Raw genomic sequence first — 19,552 nt, 5'->3', positions numbered from 1 at the left:
ATGATACTTCCCCTTAATAATATTAGAAATTTAATTTGTAACAAATGGAAGCGCTATATCAGGATAAATTTCTGCTGTCATCAAGCCCTTTTCTCCCTTACCAAAACGCACAAGAACAACCTGACCAGAACGGAGTTCCGCTAAACCAAAACGACGTAATGTCTCCATATGAATGAAAATATCCTCTGTTCCTTGCCCCCGACTAAGAAAACCAAATCCTTTTTCGCGATTAAACCACTTAACAATTGCACGCTCTAAACCACTTTCAGGAGTTACTACAACATGTGTACGCACTGGAATTTCTAAAGGATGAGTAGCCGATGAGCAATCAATAGACTTAACTTGGATACATTTTAGCCCTCTCTCTGTTTGTTTTACAACACAAATAACTTTAGCTCCTTCTAAAGCTGTTTGAAAACCATCTCGCCGCATCACTGTCACATGCAATAATATATCAGGAAGACTCGGAAGATCAGGAATAATAAACCCGTATCCTTTGCTGCCATCAAACCATTTAATGACACCACTAATTTCAATAATTTCACCACAAATATCGAGACCATCTTCAGATGGAGAATAATCTTTTAATGTATCCTTACTTGTCATAACCAAACGTGATCCTGTAGGTTTGAATTCTACAAATTGATTCTTCTGCGTAAGTAGACATTGTAGTTACATCAACAAGCAAGACCTAAGATAAGATTTCCCCATATTGTCGCATCTACTTCGTAATGTCAGCTCATAAATCATAAAATTTCATCCAAGAAGGTTTATACACATCACACATAAATAAATATAACGGTAATCTCGAAGACTTTTTGCACACACTCCGTACACACTGATCAATTTTATAAGATGTATAACTTGCATGATAATAAAGTTCAAGATAATGTATACAATTTATAATAAAAATTATAACTGACAATAAGGAAAAGTGCGTAATGCAATTGAGAAAGATCCTTACCGTAGCTTTTATAATAAGTGCATTTCTGACAAATGCCTCTGCAGAAAATCCTATTAAAATTGGTGTTTATCTTCCATTAACTGGACAAAATGCGTTTGGAGGAAAACTTGAACTTGATGGTATACAATTAGCACATAAAAAAACTCCAGAAATACTAGGACGCAAAGTTGAGTTGATTGTTATTGATAATAAATCTGATAAAGTAGAATCAGTCAATGCTGTCGCGCGTTTAACCGCTAATGACAAAGTTAATGGAATCATTGGAACCTATGGTTCTTCACTGTCATTAGCAGGCGGAGAAGTATCTGAAAAAGCAAAAACACCTACTATCGCAACTTCATCAACAAATGCACTGGTTACACAAGGCAAAAAGTATTATTTTCGTGCATGCTTCACTGACTCTTATCAAGCTATAGGTGCTGCAACTTATGCAACCCAAATTTTACATGCCAAAAAGGCAGCTATCTTAAAAGATATATCTAACGATTATGCAATTGGTCTTGCACGTTACTTTACCAGTTCATTCAAAAAGTTAGGCGGTGAAATTATCTCAAATTTAAATTATAACTCTGGAGACCAAGATTTCTCAGCCGCTCTTATACAAATCATAGCACAAAAGCCTGATATCTTATTCATCCCATCTTATTTTGCTGAAGGTGCCATAATTATAAAGCAAGCACGTGAATTGGGGGCAAAATTTCGCATTATGGGAGGAGATGCTATGGATAATCCAGAAACTATTGCCATTGCAGGACCAGCTGCAGAAGGATTTTTGCATACAACACTTCCTTACAGTGAAGCTATACCAAACATGTCAAAAGCCGCACAAGAATTTACAAATCAATGGAAAACTGCTTATCCCAATAAACAACCAAATATCAATTCAGTTTTGGGGTACACAGCATATATGATGTTTATGCAAGCCATTGAAAATGCTGGCAGTGCTGATCGTGAGCAAATTACAGCTGAATTGAGTAAGTTAAAAGATTTTCAAACCCCTTTTGGAACTATATCCATAGATGAAAATCATAATCCTCAAGCTTCTATTGGTGTAATTGAAATAAAAAATGGAAAACGTATTTATTTACACGAAATACAGTCTACTGACTTACAAAAAACAATTCAAACTAATAAGTTGCTCAATTAAAATTATAAGCTTAGTTAATGTATTCCAAGATTAAATTATTTAGAGCTATCATATTTCATATTAATACATAAGGAATAAGAGATGAGCACTGAAATGTTCATTCAATATCTCTTTAATGCGCTGACATTAGGATCACTTTATGGGCTTATTGCAATCGGTTATACCATGGTTTATGGTGTTCTGAGGTTGATTAATTTTGCTCATGGTGATCTCATAATGTTGGGAGCATATTTTTTTTCCTTTTCTACAATTAGCTTTATGCCTACATGGGTTGCTATTTTACTTATATTGTTCTCACTTTTTATTTATTATTCAATCTTTATTGGATTTCAGAAACAACAAAAAGTTTATTGGATTTCTATCTTTTTTATTCTTGTTTCAGGACTTATTTATTACTCACAAGTTTCTCTGCAAGATTTTAAACCCGTTTGGATTTTAGCTATTTGTTTTTCCATTTTTATTACCGGTGCAGTGGGAATTTTTGTTGATCAGTTAGCTTATAAACCTTTGCGTAACGCTCCACGTATTTCAGTGCTTATCAGCGCGATTGGCATTTCTTTTCTTATTGAAAGTCTTGCAATCATGTTTTTTAGCAGCATTCCAAAAGCTGTAAAACAACCAGATTTTCTTGTAACACCAATCTTATGGTCTTTCGGACAGGATGGAAAGAGTATCATTCGAATTGCTCCCATGTCTCTCATCGTTCCTATTGTTTCATTCATTCTTGTTATTATTTTATTATGGATAATCAACAAAACAAAGCCTGGTCTTGCTATGCGTGCAATATCATATGATATTGAAACAACTCGTTTAATGGGTGTTTCTGTTAATAAGATTATTGCATTTACATTTTGTATAGGTTCTGCATTAGGTGCCATAGCGGGTATTATGTGGTCTTTACGTTATCCTCAAATTCATCCTTATATGGGTTTGCTTCCTGGATTAAAAGCTTTTATTGCAGCTGTTATTGGAGGTATAGGATCAATTCCAGGAGCAATGCTTGGAGGCTTACTATTAGGATTTATTGAAATTATGGTTGTTGCCTTCTCTCCAACTTTATCTGGATATAGAGATGCCTTTGCTTTTATCCTCTTGATTCTTATCTTATTAATAATGCCAACTGGTTTAATGGGTAAGAAAAACCAGGAGAAAATTTAATGACAAAATCATTAAACATTTTTCTATCATTTGTTAGCATTATAATTTTTATTAGCTTTTTATTTTATGCTGATAACTATTTTAATGACTATACACTGCGTATTATTAATCTTATCGCTATCAATGCAATATTAGCAATTTCACTCAATTTGACTTATGGATTTACAGGGATGTTTTCCCTAGGACATGCTGGTTTTATGGCTATTGGTGCTTATGTATGCGCAATTTTTCTTCTCTCTCCTGAACAAAAAGAAATGATGTGGATTTTAGAACCGATAGCTGAACCCTTAAAAAATTTGCAACTATCGTTTTTTGTTTCTGTGATTATAAGCGGATTATCTGCTGCAATTATAGGTTTGCTAATCGCTTTCCCTATTTTACGCCTTGGTGGTGATTATCTTGGAATTGCAACACTAGGCTTTGCAGAAATTATTCGTGTTGTCATTATCAATGCTACACCTTTAACAAATGGTTCATTAGGAATCAAAGGAATACCTCAATATGCTACGTTATGGTGGAATTTTGGGTGGTTAGCATTTACAATAATTTTCATTACTCTTTTATTACAAAGCAATACAGGTAATGTTTTACGTGCTATTCGCGATGATGAAATCGCTGCGAAAATAATGGGAGTAAATACTTTTTTCTATCGCTGTTTTTCCTTTACGGTTGGTGCATTTTTTGCAGGTATTGGTGGTGCATTAACCGCCGCTCTTATTTCAACTATCGATCCCAAAATGTTCAATTTTATCCTAACCTTTAATATTTTAATGATTGTTGTGGCTGGTGGTCTTGGTTCTATTACAGGAAGCGTTATAAGCAGCATTATTATTACAATAATGCTTGAGTGGCTTCGTATCATTGAAAATCCATTAAATCTAGGCTTTATAAATATTCCGGGATTACCAGGCCTACGAATGGTTATTTTTTCACTTATATTGCTGGCAATTATCTTATACTGGCAAAAAGGGTTATTAGGCCAACGTGAATTTTCATGGAATTGGATTTCCAATCTTTTAATAAGAAGAAATCTTTTCAAAATGAGCAAAAATCATGAACAGTACGATTCTCTCACTCAATAATCTTACAATGCATTTCAGTGGATTAATTGCTGTAAACAATGTTAATATGGCTATTAAACGAGGAACAATTACTGGATTAATTGGTCCAAATGGTGCCGGAAAAACAACTATTTTTAATATGATTTCTGGTTTTTATGCGCCAACAAATGGAGAAATTCTTTTAGATAATAAAAAAATCTGTGGCCTCCCACCTTATACTATCTGCAAGCTCCATATTGCACGAACGTTTCAAAACATACGCCTTTTTTCAGGATTAACAGTCTTACAAAATATTATGGTAGGTGCTCATATTCGACAGAAACAACCATGGTTTAATGCAGCTTTATTATTACCAAGTGCGCTTAAAGAGAAAAGACAAATTCATAACAATGTAATGGAACTTCTTAAAAAGCTTCAGCTTGATCATCTCGCTCATCAAAAAGCAACCACCCTCTCCTATGGAGCACAACGACGCTTAGAAATTGCTCGAGCTTTAGCAACAAAACCAAAACTGCTTCTTCTTGATGAACCCGCAGCCGGTATGAATCCACAAGAAAGCGATGAATTAAGGCAATTTATAGAAAAAATCAAAAAAGAATTTGATCTTACAATCCTTTTGATTGAACATGATATGAAAGTTGTTATGAATCTTTGTCAATATATTTGTGTATTAGAATATGGTCGTTGTATTGCTAATGGCACACCCAATGAAATACGCAATAATCCTAGAGTTATTAAAGCTTATCTCGGTGAAGATATATCATGAATATTCTTGAAATAAAAAATCTTCATGTTCATTATGGTGCAATTAAAGCTGTTCAAGACCTTTCTATGTCTATAAAAAAAGGCAGCATAGTTACTCTAATTGGAGCGAATGGAGCCGGTAAAAGCAGCACTGTACATTCTATTGTAGGCCTCAATCGATCGATTCACGGAGAAATTATATATAAAGGCAAATCTATCATAAAAAAACAACCGGAAGAAATTTTACGATTAGGTATTGCATTAACGCCTGAAGGAAGGCGTATTATACCTCACTTTACTGTTTTAGAGAATCTTCAGCTAGGAGCTTATATCTGTAATGATAAAACTGTTGTTACTCGCAATATCGAATGGATATTTGATTTATTTCCACGCTTGCGTGAAAGATCCCAGCAACTGAGCGGTACAATGTCAGGTGGTGAACAACAAATGTTAGCCGTAGGCCGCACCCTTATGAGTAATCCCGATATAGTTATATTAGATGAGCCATCTCTCGGTTTAGCGCCCCTTCTCGTACGTGAAATCTTTTCGATTATAAAGAAAATTAATGATATGGGGAAAACTGTTCTTCTTATTGAACAAAATGCATCTGCAGCACTTTCCATTGCTAATTATGCTTATATTTTAGAAGTAGGAAAAATATTATTTCACGATGAAGCTAAAGCTGTGCTTTCCGATTCACGTGTCAAAGATGCATATCTTGGCAATTAAAAATTACAGTGCCTATATCCTTATTATTTAACTCTAATGATTATGAAATTAATTAAAAGCTTCTTTTTGTTCATAACTCATTAGAAATAGCTTTAAAACGAATAAGTTTCATATATTTAATTGTTATTTATAATTAGTTTTATTAGCATTAAAATTATAAACTATATCTTTTATGTCCACCATTTTTCAGCATTTAATGTTCCTGCTGCTTGTTCTATAATATATGCTATTTTAAAAATCACTTCCTCAGAAAAAGATCTACCTATTAATTGTAATCCTAGAGGCAAACCATCTAATGATAAACCTGCAGGAACAGAAATCCCTGGTAAGCCAGCCATATTAACTGGCACAGTAAAAATATCATTAAGATACATGGCTATTGTATCATTCTTTATTTTTTCATCTGCAATACTAAAAGCGGATGTTGGCGTTGCAGGAGTTAGGATAGCATCAATACCAAGCCCAAAACAATGATCAAAATCACGTTTAATTAAAGTTCGTACTTTCTGAGCTTTAAGATAATAAGCATCATAATACCCCGCAGAAAGAACATAAGTTCCAATCAAAATACGCCGTCTGACTTCATCACCAAAGCCAGCTGAACGGGTATTTTCATACATTTCAATAACATCTTTTCCTGGTATACGAAGCCCAAAACGAACACCATCATAACGTGCCAAATTAGAAGATGCTTCAGCAGGAGCTAAAATATAATAAGTAGGTAAAGCATACTTTGTATGAGGTAACGAAATATCAACAATCTCTGCTCCTGCATCTTTTAGCCAATTTATTCCTTTTTGCCAAAGATTAATAATTTCTTCAGACATCCCTTCAATATAATATTCTTTGGGGATACCAATTTTCATTCCTTTGATCGATTGACCAAGATAGCTTTCATAATCAGGTACTGGTAAATCAACTGAAGTTGAATCCTTACTATCAAAGGAAGCCATTGATTTTAACATAATTGCACAATCACGCACATCTCGTCCAATAGGTCCTGCTTGATCCAGTGATGAGGCATAAGCTATCATCCCCCAACGCGAACACCGCCCATAAGTTGGTTTTACCCCTACAGTACCAGTAAAGGCTGCTGGCTGACGTATTGATCCACCAGTATCGGTTGCTGTTGCTCCTGCACAAAGATGAGCTGCCACAGCAGCAGCAGAACCTCCTGAGGAGCCGCCAGGAACAAGCTTTTCATCTGATTCTTTTTTTCGCCATGGATTAATAGTTGGGCCATAACATGATGTTTTATTAGATGATCCCATAGCAAACTCATCCATATTCAGCTTACCTAACATAACTGCTCCATCTTTCCATAAATTAGCAGTTACAGTTGATTCATATTTCGGTTTAAAACCATCTAAAATATATGAACAAGCCTGAGTATGTATATCTTGTGTTGCAAAGAGATCCTTAATTCCCAGTGGAATACCTTCTAAAATGCCAGCCTTTCCTTTCACCAAACGGATATCGGATTCAACTGCCATTTTTGTTGCTTGTTCTGCAGTTATTGCTACATAAGCATTCAGAATTGGATTAGCCAATTCAATTGCTTTCAAATAAGCTTCTGTTAGTTCAATTGCTTTCAAGTCTCCCTTTTTTAAAGCATCACGAGCTTGTGCAATTGTTAAGGTTATTAAATCGGTCATGTCGATTCTCGAGTTTTAAAATATAAAAAATTATTCGACTACTTTTGGAACAAGAAAAAAATTTTCTTCTGCTAAAGGTGCATTTGCTATAATATCTGCAGCCTTATTACCATCCGTAACCTCATCTTCACGTTTTCGTAAAGTCATTGGAATTACTGATGTTAGTGGCTCAACTCCATCAACATCAACTTCGTCAAGTTGTTTTATAAAATCTAAAACGGTATTAAACTCCTCTGTTATACGTTCAACTTCATCATTATGGATAGCAATACGTGCTAATTTTGCCACCCGCTTGACTGTTTTACTATCAACAGACATATTATACTTTCCTACTTGATTTACTCTAATATTATTAACCTATTCATTTTTTGGCTATACAAGTCTACATCTATAAGCGCAAGAATATTGATATTTACACCCCAATTTTTTATAGCAACTAACGAAAATATTATAATACTCTAAGCATATAAAGATGACCATTATCAGCATAAATGAAGTTAAAACACATCTTTCACTTGGGCAGACAATAGCAAGCTTAGATTTGGGTACCAAAACAATTGGAATTGCTATTTCTGATATTAGTTTAACATTTTCAAATCCGCGACCTGTTATTTATCGAAAAAAATTCACATTAGATGCTCTCACGCTTATACAGATTTTTAACAATGAAAACGTAGGAGCTATTATCATTGGCTTACCTCTTAATATGAATGGAAGCAATGGCCCACGTGTTCAAGCAACTAAAACTTTTGTTAGTAATATGGCAACATATACAGAAATTCCTTTTGTTTTTTGGGATGAACGATTATCAACAATCGCTGCAGAACGTCTTCTTTTAGAAATGGATATGTCACGCTCTAAGAGAAAATCACGTATTGATTCAGCTGCTGCTGCTTTCATTTTACAGGGTGCTCTCGATAGAATTAAGACTTTGCAATCAAACAGTAGGATAGAGAATATCTAATAATTGTGTTGGATTATATCGTGCAATCAACATACCATAAGATGATCTCCATTGTCCTCCAAGACGGCTTTCCATGTAAGCATTTACAATATATTCTACTTCTGTATAACGTAACGCAGCACTAGCAGATGCATATGCCATCTGCTCAACAAAAAACCTACCAGCTCCTTCATTCGTCGAAGCCATATTCACAGCGGATTTAATAATCTCAATCGCTCGTGGACCAGCTTGTCCAATATCAGCTGCAATTTTTTCTAATAATTGCTGAAATAATCCAGGTGCTTTATCTCCTATAAGAATTGCATCCCTTACCAATTGATTCATACCACTATTTTTAACTATTCGTGCAGGACTATCACGCAATATTTGCAACAAGGGATTACTATCCGTAAAACTCTCTATACCAACTTGCGCAATAATTTCACCAACAATTGGAATCACTAATTGACTGACATGACAAGCAATAATAGGTGTCATAATTCTTGCAAAAGCTGCCTCAGAACGATTATCTACAGCGTTATCAAATGCTCGGGCTAAACGCATAACCAATGCTTGCGAAGCAGCTATATCAAGTGCAATATCAGCAAAAATACGCTCTGTTAATGGTGGAAAGGGTTGATTTGGCATTTTCTTCCGAAGAAAATCTATACTCAATTGAAGTGCAGACCGCAAAACACCTGCAGATATTATAGCTTGATCGAAACGCATCATCGTTTCGATATCCTTAATCACCTTAGCTCCTTCTCCTACGTTACCCAAAAGCCAACCACAACAACCTCGGAATTCAATAACTCCTTCTGGAGCTGAACATTCTCCAGACCGCTGAATTAAATAACGAATTAATATAGTACCATTTAATAAGCCATTTTCTTGCAACCGTGGAATTAAAAAGCAGCTTAAAAGGCCATCTATCTCTGCGCTTACAATATATCCGTCAGCCATCGGATTAACAACATTGGTTTTTATAATGTTTAAACGGTATAGATCACGCCCCATTTTCTCATCAAAAGAAATCCTTTGAACAGCTGGAAAATTGAAAGTATATTTCTCACTTTCCTCAATATTATCAAAAGCACACGTCAGTGAGGCGCCTATTTTATTATCAATAGGCTTAGAAGATAAATCATACTGGCGTGATAAAAGTGCATCTTGCCATTTTTTAAATAGTTCAATATCACCAATTAAAACTGCAATAGCAGCACTTGCTACAGTGATCTCATTCAAATGTCCTGTTTCCAAACCGGCCAATAAAGCCAAGCGAATAGCACGCGCCTGATAACGTACTCCATTCTCTGAAGTCGCACTTTCCCAAAGCGAAGAAACTAAACCTGCTTGTCTAGAATACCTCTGAAGAGTATGATAAGAAGGATGAATATCTAATTCTTCTTTTGACTGTTTCCATCGATTATTATAGTGCAACTGGGGTCGGTGGCTGTTAGCTAAACGTGCAAGATCCCACGCCTCATCACTAGCCACGAAAGCTCCTATTTCCTCAAAGCTTGCCAATAAGGAAGTAGGTAAAGTAGATGCAATACGAAACATAAGCGTATCACTAAGAAATGCATTTTTTCGCTGTAAATTCTGCGTGAATACAACATTCATATAGTATATTCCTATTATTAGAATCACTCACATCATAGACTATTTGCCTTTTTACAGCTAAAAACATTTATTATATTTTAAAAAATGATGATTTACATTCTTTAGAGATCTATAGAAAAGAATACTATGACTCATAATACTACTTTTCCAATTTTTCCTCACCGACATCTTTTAGGGATTAAACACCTCACTGTACAAGACCTTAATATATTGCTTGATCGCGCAGATGAGAATGTACTTCTTTCCAAGAAAATTAATAAAAAACAATCTATATTACATGGGTATACACAAATTAATCTCTTCTTTGAAGCCTCCACAAGAACTCAATCTTCGTTTGAATTAGCTGGCAAACGATTAGGGGCAAACGTGATGAACATGGCTATTAGTAATTCGTCTGTAAAAAAAGGAGAAACATTAATTGATACAGCCACAACTCTTAATGCCATGAAACCTGATATACTCGTTATTCGCCATAGCTGCGCTGGAACTGCAGCGCTTTTAGCACAAAAAGTTGATTGTTGCGTAGTTAATGCAGGTGATGGTGCACATGAACACCCAACACAAGCTTTATTAGATGCTCTAACCATTAGAAGAATAAAAGGTCATATTGCAGGATTAACTGTCGCAATTTGTGGTGATATTTTACATTCACGCGTCGCCCGTTCTAATATTATCAGTCTCAATGCTTTAGGAGCTCGTATTCGTGCTGTTGCCCCATCAACACTTCTCCCTCCTAGAATCTCAAATATGAGTGTTGAAGTATTTAATACAATGAAAGAAGGTCTAAAAGGTGCTGATGTTATTATGATGCTACGCTTACAACGGGAGCGTATGACAAGTGCTTTCATCCCTTCTATTCGTGAATATTTCCATTATTTTGGTTTGCATAAAGAAAACTTAGCGTATGCTAAAAATGATTGCATTATCATGCATCCTGGCCCAATAAACCGTGGTGTAGAAATTGCTTCTGATATAGCAGATAGTACACAAAGTATGATTCACACACAAGTAGAAATGGGTATTGCTGTGCGCATGGCGGTCATGGAGGCTTTATTAGATTTGCGCCATAACTGGAGTAAAGAAAAGAAATGACAAAACCAATAGTTTTTCAAAACGCCCGCATTGTTGATCCTTCACGCGCAATTGATGAAATTGGTACAGTTATCATTGAAAATGGACTGATTGTAGCCGCTGGAAAAGAAGCTTTGAATCAAGGAATACCAGAAGGAGCAGAAATCATTGATGCACAAGATAAAGCAATTCTTCCTGGACTTGTTGATGCTCAAGTCTTTATCGGAGAACCAGGAGCTGAATACCCTGAAACTATTGCTTCAGCAAGCGAATCTGCAGCAGCCGGTGGTATTACCTCATTTCTTATGATGCCTGATACACAGACGATAATTGATAATGTAGCTCTTATTAAATTTATTACATGCAGAGCGCATGAAACGTCATTAGTTAATATTTATCCAGTTGCCGCTATCACACAAGGTCTGCAAGGACAAAAAATCACTGAATTTGGTTTATTGAAGGACGCAGGAGCAGTTGCCTTTAGTGAAGGAAAAAAGACACTCCAAAATTCAGCTGTGATGCGGCGCGCAATGATTTACGCACGTGATTTCGATATTGCATTGATTCATGAAACACAAGACCACGATCTTTCTGATCAAGGCGTTATGAATGAAGGTTTATTAGCGAGTTGGCTTGGTTTTTCTGGAATTCCGCGTGAGGCAGAAGTCATTCCACTCGAAAGAGACTTACGGCTAGCTATTCTAACACAAACACGCTACCACGCAGCACAGATATCGACAGCTATGTCTGCTGACGCTATTCGTTTAGCAAAACAAAATAGTGAAAAAATTTCAGCTGGTGTATCTATTAATCACTTATCTTTAAATGAAAATGATATTGGTGAATATCGTACTTTTTTCCGCTTAATGCCCCCATTACGTGCAGAAGAAGATCGTATAGCAATGATTCAAGCAATAAAAGATAGGACAATAGATATTATTTCTTCTTCTCACAATCCTCAAAGCATTGATAGAAAACGTTTGCCATTTCAAGAGGCTGCGCCAGGTGCTATTGGCATGGAAACTTTGTTAAGTGCAGCTTTACGCCTTTATCACAATGAAACTGTACCTCTTGTACGATTAGTTGAACTTTTATCAACAGCACCTGCAAAACTCTTTGGTCTCAATGCTGGAACGCTTATGAAAGGTGCTTATGCAGATCTTATTTTGGTTGATTTAGATGAGCCATGGGTCTTATCTGTAGATATGCTACATTCACGTTCAAAAAATACTCCCTTCGAAAAGGCTCGTTTTCAGGGACGTGTTCTTCAAACTTTTGTAAAGGGACAATCAGTATTTAAAATTAATCAACAAAGCAAATGAGATTCTTAATGAATGAAGTAGAAACACTTTTGCAATTCAATACATGTCTTATTTTCCTGATATCTTATCTCATTGGTTCTGTATCATTTGGATTACTTTTTACAAAATTTTATAAACTTGGCGATATAAGAACAATTGGTTCTGGAAATATCGGAGCGACAAATGTTTTACGAACAGGAAATAAAAAAATCGCAACTTTTACTCTTCTATGCGATATATTAAAAGGCACTTTTGTTATTTGGGTGACAAAATTTCTGTTTCCTACTGTAGAAATTGCTCTTCTGGCTGGATTTTTAGCTTTCTTAGGGCATATTTATCCCATATGGCTTAAATTCAAAGGAGGTAAAGGGGTTGCAACTTATTTAGGTGTCTGCTTAGGTTTTGATTGGTTAGCAGCTCTTATTTTTATTATTGTCTGGATAGGAGCGTTTATATTAACGCGCTATTCTTCATTTTCTTCACTTGCAGCTGTAATTATTACTCCAATTTTTATTTACTATCATTCCCCTTCTTTCTATGTTGCTTGCATAGTAATAATAATGAGCATACTCGTTATTATAAAACATCATACTAATATTCGCAGATTATTAGCAGGGGAAGAAAATAAAATTGATACCACAAATAGGAATAAATAAAGGAATTTTGCTTACTGATCAGCAACGATTAAATTGGTTGCGATTATTACGCAGCGAAAATATTGGAGCAGTTACTTTTCGTAATTTGATTGACCATTATAAAACAGCAGAAAATGCTCTTGCTATGCTTCCTGAGCTTAGTAAAAATGGAGGGCTTCGTAAACCTATTCGAATCGCGACATTAGATGATGCCGAAAAAGAAATGCAACAAGCTGAAAAACAAGGTATTAGGTTTATCGGTATAGGAGAACCAGATTATCCACCATTTCTCAAAGTAGTAGAAGCATCACCTCCACTTATTGCTATAAAAGGTGATTGCACGATTTTTCAAAAACCTTCTGTTGGGATTGTTGGTTCTCGAAATGCCTCTGCAGTCGGCAAAAAATTAACTAATCAGTTTGCTCATTTTATTGGTAATGCTGGTTTTACAATTATTTCTGGACTTGCACGTGGAATTGATAGCACCGCTCATCAAGCAAGTTTGCTAACAGGCACAGTTGCAGTTATGGCTGGTGGTATTGATTACATTTATCCTCCCGAAAATCAAAAACTCTATGATGATATTCTTGCTAATGGTGGAGCAATTATTAGTGAAATGCCCATTGGTTGGAAAGCACGTGCTATCGACTTCTCAAGAAGAAATCGTATTATTGCAGCTCTATCGCTTGGTCTTTTAGTAGTAGAAGCGGCCATGCGATCAGGCTCTTTAATTACAGCACGCCAAGCTGTTGAAATGGGACGATTGATTTTCGCTATTCCAGGATCTCCACTTGATCCAAGAGCAATTGGTACAAATAATCTTATTAAAGAAGGTGCTTTGCTGGTTACACATCCCTCTGATATTATAGAAACACTCACACCATTAACATCGAATACAAATGATCCTCAACTTAGCTTTTTTGAAGAAACATATTCAATTCAATTTCCACGAGAAAATACTAGTCCCCCCAAGCAAATAACGAATGAAACTTCTTTAATTGGAGATGATATAGAACGTGAAGCTGTCCTTGCAGCTCTATCAAGCACTCCAATTGATTTAGATACACTCAGCATTTATTCAGGTGTTTCGTTACAAAAACTCTACCTCTTGTTAATTGAACTGGATCTTGCTGGAAAGCTTATTCGGCACTCTGGCGGTTACGTATCATTGTCGACTTAGGATCTTCTCCAAGAGCCTCAGAACTATTAATAATGCTTTGCCCCTCTTCAGCTGCCATATCCAAAAGCAATGCTAAAAGTGGACTATGAGCTTGACGTGCCATCTGGCTCATTTGTTTTGACATATCTGTAATATAGTGGATAATCTTTAAGTGATTTATAAACATAATCTTTTATCCTTGAGCATTCTCCCCACCTCTCAATAGATGTTATCTTAGTATTTTGCCGTATGCTTTTTATATTGGCTGTGGAAAATAAGTTATACGATTTCTTTTATAAGGTGTATTTTTAATAATAACAATCAAAAGTTGTATAATGTAGTTTTTTTTTATGTGCTCTTGACCAATTGTCATTAGCTATTCATTTGAAAGAAGTTTATAAAGAGAATTTTGTTTCAACATTCGGATAAAATTATGGATATTGTTATCGTTGAATCCCCAGCAAAAGCAAAAACAATCAATAAGTACCTTGGATCTCAATATAAAGTCATAGCATCATTTGGACATGTACGTGATTTATCTGCAAAAGATGGCTCTGTTCTTCCCGATAAAGATTTTGCTATGAAGTGGGATATTGATACTGCTTCAGCAAAACGTTTGAATGAAATAGCAAAAGCAGTCAAAGAAGCCGATAGCCTTATCTTAGCAACAGACCCTGATCGTGAAGGAGAAGCTATTTCATGGCACATCCTTGATGTTCTAAAACAAAAAAAAGTTTTAAATGATCAACGTGTTAAACGAGTTGTTTTTAATGCAATCACGAAAAAATCCGTTCTTGATGCCATGAAAAATCCACGCGATATTGATATATCGCTTGTAGATGCCTATCTTGCACGTCGAGCCCTCGACTACCTAGTTGGTTTTAATCTCTCACCTGTTTTATGGCGCAAATTACCTGGCGCCCGTTCTGCTGGTCGTGTTCAATCAGTTGCCCTACGTATCATTTGCAATCGCGAATCAGAGATCGAGAAATTCATTAAAGAAGACTACTGGTCGATTACAACATACTTGAAAACACTCCAAAATAACATTTTTCATGCACGGTTAATAGAATTTAACCATAACAAACTTGGTAAGCTTGATATTCAATCCCAAAAACAAGCTGATCAAATTCTCTTTATGTTGGAAAAAGCAAATTATCGCACGTTAAGTATTGAAGCCAAGCCTATAAAAAGGAATCCTTCTCCACCCTTTACAACATCTACATTACAACAAGCTGCTTCTTCAAAATTAGGTTTTTCAGCTTCTCGCACAATGCAAGTTGCTCAAAAGCTTTATGAAGGTGTTGAAATCAATGGTGAAACAGCAGGACTTATTACTTATATGCGTACTGATGGAGTGCAAATGGCTTCAGAAGCTATTGATGCAGCACGAAAAGCGATTATTGATTCTTTTGGAAGAAATTATCTTCCTGAAAAACCACGTTTTTATTCAACAAAAGCTAAGAATGCACAAGAAGCACATGAAGCTATTCGTCCTACAGATTTTATACGTCATCCTAATCAAGTGTGCAACTTTCTCGATAGTGATCAAGCAAAACTCTATGAATTAATATGGAAACGCGCAATTGCCAGCCAAATGTGTTCTGCTGAAATTGAACGTACAACTGTCGAAATTGAAGCATCTCAAGAAGAAAATCACGCTCATTTACGCGCAACAGGCTCTGTTATTCGTTTTGATGGCTTCATTTCTGCTTATACGGATCCAAAAGAAGAAGAAAATAGTGATGAGGATGCATCAACACGTCTTCCACAGATTAATGTTGGGGAATCACTTACAAAAGAAAAAGTTGAATCGGTCAAACATACAACAGAACCACCTCCTCGTTATTCTGAATCTGCATTAATTAAAAAACTTGAAGAATTGGGAATTGGTAGGCCTTCAACTTATGCATCTACATTAAGCACACTTTGTGATCGTGGATATATCATAACTGATAAACGCAAACTTATTCCTGATGTTAAAGGACGTATCGTTACAGCCTTTCTTGAAAATTTTTTTAATCGCTATGTAGAATATGGTTTTACAGCAGCTCTTGAAGAAAAATTAGATCTTATATCGGATGGAAAACTTTCTTGGAAAGATGTTTTACGCGATTTTTGGGATGAATTTAATGCATCTATTACGAGCATCCAAGAACTACGCATAATGAATGTTCTTGATGTTTTAAACGTAACGTTAGCTCCTCTTGCTTTTCCAACACGTGAAGACGGAAGTGATTGCCGCTCTTGTCCCCTTTGTAAAAACGGCCAATTATCATTAAAATTAGGGCGCTATGGTGCATTCGTTGGTTGCTCTAATTATCCAGAATGTAAATATACATGCCAATTAGGTTCAGATACAGAAGAACAAAGCAAAACGGTGCACAATGATGAACCTGTTATGCTCGGTATTGATCCCGAAACAGGAAAAGATATCTCCCTTCGTCATGGCCGCTTTGGTCCATATATTCAACTTGGCGAAGGTAAAGAAATTAAGCGTGCAAGTTTGCCTAAAGAGTGGCATATAGAAAATATTGATTTTGATAAAGCTTTAGCTTTGCTGTCTTTACCTCGTAAAGTTGGCATTCATCCTGAAACAGGAAAAATAATTACAGCCGCAATTGGACGATATGGTCCTTATCTTGCTCATGACGGACAATACACAAATCTTTTTAGTACAGATGAAGTCTTTGATATCGGCATTAATCGCGCTGTTACAATACTTGCTGAAAAAAAAGAGAGTACAACAAACCGACGTAAAATAACATCTGCTATGCTGGCAACACTAGGAGATCACCCAGAAGGTGGGATAATTACCATACGTAATGGTCTTTACGGTCCATATGTTAACTGGAATAAAATTAATGCTACCTTACCAAAGGATAAAGATCCAGCTACAGTCACACTTGCAGAAGCCTTAGAACTTATATTAGCTAAGGCATCGATTAAAAAAACAAAACAAAAAACTACTTCAAAAAAGAATGCAACACCAAAAAAATCCTCACCCCGCAAAAAGAAAGCATAAATTTTGGCTAAAAGCGAGAAAAAAACAAAATATTTTCAAATCTCTAATACTAAGAAGCTACCTAGTAAATCAGAAATTTTATCCTTTATCACTCATAATCCAAACCAATCGAGTAAACGAAAAGTTGCTAAAGCTTTTAACTTGAATAGTGCTTCTCATATATGGTTAAAAGATATATTGCGTAACTTAAAAGATAACTATGCAATACCAAAAAAACGTAAAAATTTAAGCATCAAAAAGGGATTACCATCGATTACTTTAGTCAAAGTTAGCGCTCTTGATAAAGACGGTGACTTTATTGCAGAACCTCTTGAATGGCCCAATGATCCAAAGCCCAATATTCAAATTTCTTCTTCTCATCGCATAAGAGGAGCAAGCATTAGTATTGGAGATCACGTCCTAGTAAAAATTTTTCGAAATAAAGTTTTGCAAAATTTTCCTTATAGAGGACGAATCATCCGCAAGATTGATAAGAAAAAAAGAAATATGCTTGGTATAGTGAGAGAATTAGAAAATGGCGAATGGCAAATAGATCCCATAGAACGTAAAAACAACGAGCTTATTATTGATATGTCTACGAGCATAGATATCAAAGCTGGTGATCTTGTCGAAATTGAAATTAACAACAGTACTAACTACAGCTTCAAAAAAGCAAAAGTAAGAAATATTTTAGGGCACATTAATAATGAAAATAATGAAACAGATTTTTCAATGATTGCCCTTATATCAAAAGAAATTCCTCATATTTTTCCCTCAGATGTCCTTGAACAAGCTGAAAATGTAAAACCTGATAACTCTATTAACCGCGAAGATTGGCGACAATTACCGTTTATTACAATTGACCCCCCAGATGCAAAAGACCATGATGATGCAGTTTATGCAATAAAGGACAAAAGCCCTACCAATAACGGAGGTTGGATTATCATTGTCGCAATTGCGGATGTTTCTTGCTATATACAAGCAGGAAGTATTCTAGATCAAGAGGCATTAAAACGAGGAAACTCTGTTTATTTTCCTGATCGTGTCGTACCAATGCTTCCAGAATGTATTTCTAATGATCGCTGTTCATTGCATGAAGGAAAAGATAGACCTGCACTAGCTGTTCGTATGATTTTTGATGCGAATGGAAACAAACGTAAACATAGTTTCCATCGTATTGTAATGCGTACAGTAGCCAAATTATCCTACCAAGAGGTACAATGTGCAATTGAAGGAAAGACAAATCAAAAAACAGCTCCCTTACTTGAAAACATTTTACAACCATTATGGGGTGCTTATTCCTGCCTTAAAATTGCGCGCAATCGCCGACAACCATTAGAATTAGAAGTACCAGACAAAAAGATTATTCTTAATCAAAATGGACACATTCAAGATGTTGTGATTTTATCTCACCTAGAAGCACATCGATTAATTGAAGAGTTCATGATACAAGCAAATGTTGCAGCTGCTGAAACATTAAAAGGACATCATCAACCTCTCATTTATCGTATTCATAGTAAGCCATCTCTTGCAAAACAAGAAATGCTCCAGAACTTTCTTCAAAGTCTAGGAATTTCACTCGCACGAGGAGCTGAACTTACATCAGCACAGCTTAATAATATTCTTACAAAAGCTATAAATACGGAACAAGAGGAGTTAGTAAATCAGATTATTTTGCGCTCACAATCTCAAGCCGAATATAGTCCTGAAAATATAGGCCACTTTGGTTTAAATCTGCCTAACTATACACATTTTACCTCACCAATTCGCCGTTATGCTGATTTAATTATTCATCGAGCGCTTATAAAAGCTCTGAAATTGGGTAATGATGGACTCACAGATGAACAAGAGAAAAATTTTGCAAAAATTGCTACTCAAATTTCTTTATACGAACGCCGCGCAATGACGGCAGAACGAGAAACTATTGATCGACTTGTTGCACATTACTTAGTTAATAAAATTGGACACTCATTTACAGCCCATATTTCAGGAGTTACAAAAGCAGGTCTTTTTATTGCACTTGATAAATTGAATGCAGATGGTTTTGTACCTATTTCTACACTTAAAAGTGATTATTACTATTTTGACGAAGTACAGCATACCCTTATAGGAAAACGCAGCCATAAATGTTATCAACTCGGTGATGTAGTCGAAGTAAAAATTTTAGAAGTCCAACCTTTTTCTGGTGCGTTATGTTTTGAAATGTTAACAAAACCTCGTCTCATAACTTCTTTACCTATCTCCTACCACAAAAATAAATCTATAGTGAAAAAACGCAATTATGTTTCTAATAAAAAAGATAACCTTGAATAAAAGATCGCAAAATTAGAATTATATCTCTGCACACAAAGATTAAAA

At 35.6% G+C, this 19,552-nt stretch carries 17 protein-coding genes; 12 read left to right on the top strand and 5 right to left on the bottom strand.

The features are described 5' to 3' along the window. Positions 1-30 precede the first annotated feature (30 nt). Positions 31-606 (bottom strand): cold-shock protein, encoded by a 576-nt coding sequence (locus tag B11cv2_RS02890; protein ID WP_100693232.1) that lies wholly within the window; start codon positions 604-606, stop codon positions 31-33. A gap of 335 nt (positions 607-941) precedes the next feature. Here B11cv2_RS02890 and B11cv2_RS02885 point away from each other — a divergent pair, with 335 nt between their 5' ends. The 5 genes from B11cv2_RS02885 to B11cv2_RS02865 all read left to right on the top strand — a co-directional run bounded on the left by B11cv2_RS02885 (position 942) and on the right by B11cv2_RS02865 (position 5,803). Further along, positions 942-2,111, top strand: a complete 1,170-nt coding sequence (locus tag B11cv2_RS02885; RefSeq protein WP_100693231.1) for an ABC transporter substrate-binding protein — start codon at positions 942-944, stop codon at positions 2,109-2,111. 81 nt (positions 2,112-2,192) lie between these two features. After that, positions 2,193-3,269 (top strand): branched-chain amino acid ABC transporter permease, encoded by a 1,077-nt coding sequence (locus B11cv2_RS02880; RefSeq protein ID WP_100693230.1) that lies wholly within the window; start codon positions 2,193-2,195, stop codon positions 3,267-3,269. Next, positions 3,269-4,351: a branched-chain amino acid ABC transporter permease gene (locus B11cv2_RS02875; protein ID WP_100693229.1), complete on the top strand. Its 1,083-nt coding sequence runs from the start codon at positions 3,269-3,271 to the stop codon at positions 4,349-4,351. Before B11cv2_RS02880 ends, B11cv2_RS02875 begins: the two co-directional genes overlap by 1 nt. Then, complete coding sequence (locus B11cv2_RS02870) at positions 4,323-5,096, top strand: ABC transporter ATP-binding protein (protein ID WP_100693228.1); 774 nt, start codon at positions 4,323-4,325, stop codon at positions 5,094-5,096. The genes B11cv2_RS02875 and B11cv2_RS02870 overlap by 29 nt, the downstream gene beginning before the upstream one ends. After that, positions 5,093-5,803 carry an ABC transporter ATP-binding protein gene (locus B11cv2_RS02865; RefSeq protein WP_100693227.1) on the top strand — a complete coding sequence of 237 codons (711 nt, stop codon included), beginning with the start codon at positions 5,093-5,095 and terminating at the stop codon, positions 5,801-5,803. The genes B11cv2_RS02870 and B11cv2_RS02865 overlap by 4 nt, the downstream gene beginning before the upstream one ends. Positions 5,804-5,973: 170 nt before the next feature. Here B11cv2_RS02865 and gatA read toward each other — a convergent pair whose 3' ends face one another. Both gatA and gatC read right to left on the bottom strand, forming a co-directional pair. After that, complete coding sequence (gene gatA / locus B11cv2_RS02860) at positions 5,974-7,458, bottom strand: Asp-tRNA(Asn)/Glu-tRNA(Gln) amidotransferase subunit GatA (protein ID WP_100693226.1); 1,485 nt, start codon at positions 7,456-7,458, stop codon at positions 5,974-5,976. A 30-nt stretch (positions 7,459-7,488) separates the two neighbouring features. Beyond that, on the bottom strand, positions 7,489-7,776 hold the full coding sequence (gene gatC / locus B11cv2_RS02855; RefSeq protein WP_100693225.1) for an Asp-tRNA(Asn)/Glu-tRNA(Gln) amidotransferase subunit GatC: 288 nt from the start codon (positions 7,774-7,776) through the stop codon (positions 7,489-7,491). A 154-nt stretch (positions 7,777-7,930) separates the two neighbouring features. Between gatC and ruvX the strand changes: the two genes are divergently transcribed. Continuing rightward, positions 7,931-8,422, top strand: a complete 492-nt coding sequence (gene ruvX / locus B11cv2_RS02850) for a Holliday junction resolvase RuvX (protein ID WP_100693224.1) — start codon at positions 7,931-7,933, stop codon at positions 8,420-8,422. On the opposite strand, the gene B11cv2_RS02845 is transcribed toward ruvX, so the two are convergent. Next, positions 8,396-10,024 (bottom strand): acyl-CoA dehydrogenase family protein, encoded by a 1,629-nt coding sequence (locus B11cv2_RS02845; RefSeq protein ID WP_100693223.1) that lies wholly within the window; start codon positions 10,022-10,024, stop codon positions 8,396-8,398. The genes ruvX and B11cv2_RS02845 overlap by 27 nt on opposite strands. A gap of 126 nt (positions 10,025-10,150) precedes the next feature. Between B11cv2_RS02845 and B11cv2_RS02840 the strand changes: the two genes are divergently transcribed. From B11cv2_RS02840 to dprA, 4 genes are read left to right on the top strand one after another with little or no spacing between them, the layout of a single operon-like run. Beyond that, positions 10,151-11,116 carry an aspartate carbamoyltransferase catalytic subunit gene (locus B11cv2_RS02840; RefSeq protein ID WP_100693222.1) on the top strand — a complete coding sequence of 322 codons (966 nt, stop codon included), beginning with the start codon at positions 10,151-10,153 and terminating at the stop codon, positions 11,114-11,116. Next, complete coding sequence (locus B11cv2_RS02835) at positions 11,113-12,417, top strand: dihydroorotase (RefSeq protein WP_100693221.1); 1,305 nt, start codon at positions 11,113-11,115, stop codon at positions 12,415-12,417. Before B11cv2_RS02840 ends, B11cv2_RS02835 begins: the two co-directional genes overlap by 4 nt. Positions 12,418-12,425: 8 nt before the next feature. Beyond that, positions 12,426-13,052: a glycerol-3-phosphate 1-O-acyltransferase PlsY gene (gene plsY / locus B11cv2_RS02830; RefSeq protein WP_100693220.1), complete on the top strand. Its 627-nt coding sequence runs from the start codon at positions 12,426-12,428 to the stop codon at positions 13,050-13,052. Further along, positions 13,030-14,211: a DNA-processing protein DprA gene (gene dprA, locus B11cv2_RS02825; RefSeq protein ID WP_371410322.1), complete on the top strand. Its 1,182-nt coding sequence runs from the start codon at positions 13,030-13,032 to the stop codon at positions 14,209-14,211. The genes plsY and dprA overlap by 23 nt, the downstream gene beginning before the upstream one ends. On the opposite strand, the gene B11cv2_RS02820 is transcribed toward dprA, so the two are convergent. Further along, on the bottom strand, positions 14,171-14,377 hold the full coding sequence (locus B11cv2_RS02820) for a hypothetical protein (protein WP_035005898.1): 207 nt from the start codon (positions 14,375-14,377) through the stop codon (positions 14,171-14,173). The genes dprA and B11cv2_RS02820 overlap by 41 nt on opposite strands. A gap of 246 nt (positions 14,378-14,623) precedes the next feature. Between B11cv2_RS02820 and topA the strand changes: the two genes are divergently transcribed. Together topA and rnr are read left to right on the top strand one after the other, a co-directional pair. After that, entirely contained in the window at positions 14,624-17,215 is a 2,592-nt protein-coding gene (gene topA / locus B11cv2_RS02815; protein ID WP_100693219.1) for a type I DNA topoisomerase, read from the top strand. Between the two features lie 3 nt (positions 17,216-17,218). After that, complete coding sequence (gene rnr, locus B11cv2_RS02810; RefSeq protein ID WP_100693218.1) at positions 17,219-19,507, top strand: ribonuclease R; 2,289 nt, start codon at positions 17,219-17,221, stop codon at positions 19,505-19,507. Positions 19,508-19,552 lie beyond the last annotated feature (45 nt).

This window comes from Bartonella sp. 1-1C (assembly GCF_002810325.1).
Taxonomy (GTDB): Bacteria; Pseudomonadota; Alphaproteobacteria; order Rhizobiales; family Rhizobiaceae; genus Bartonella; species Bartonella rochalimae.
Note: the sequence above shows the minus strand (reverse complement) of the source record. Positions and strands in the feature narration are given on the sequence as shown.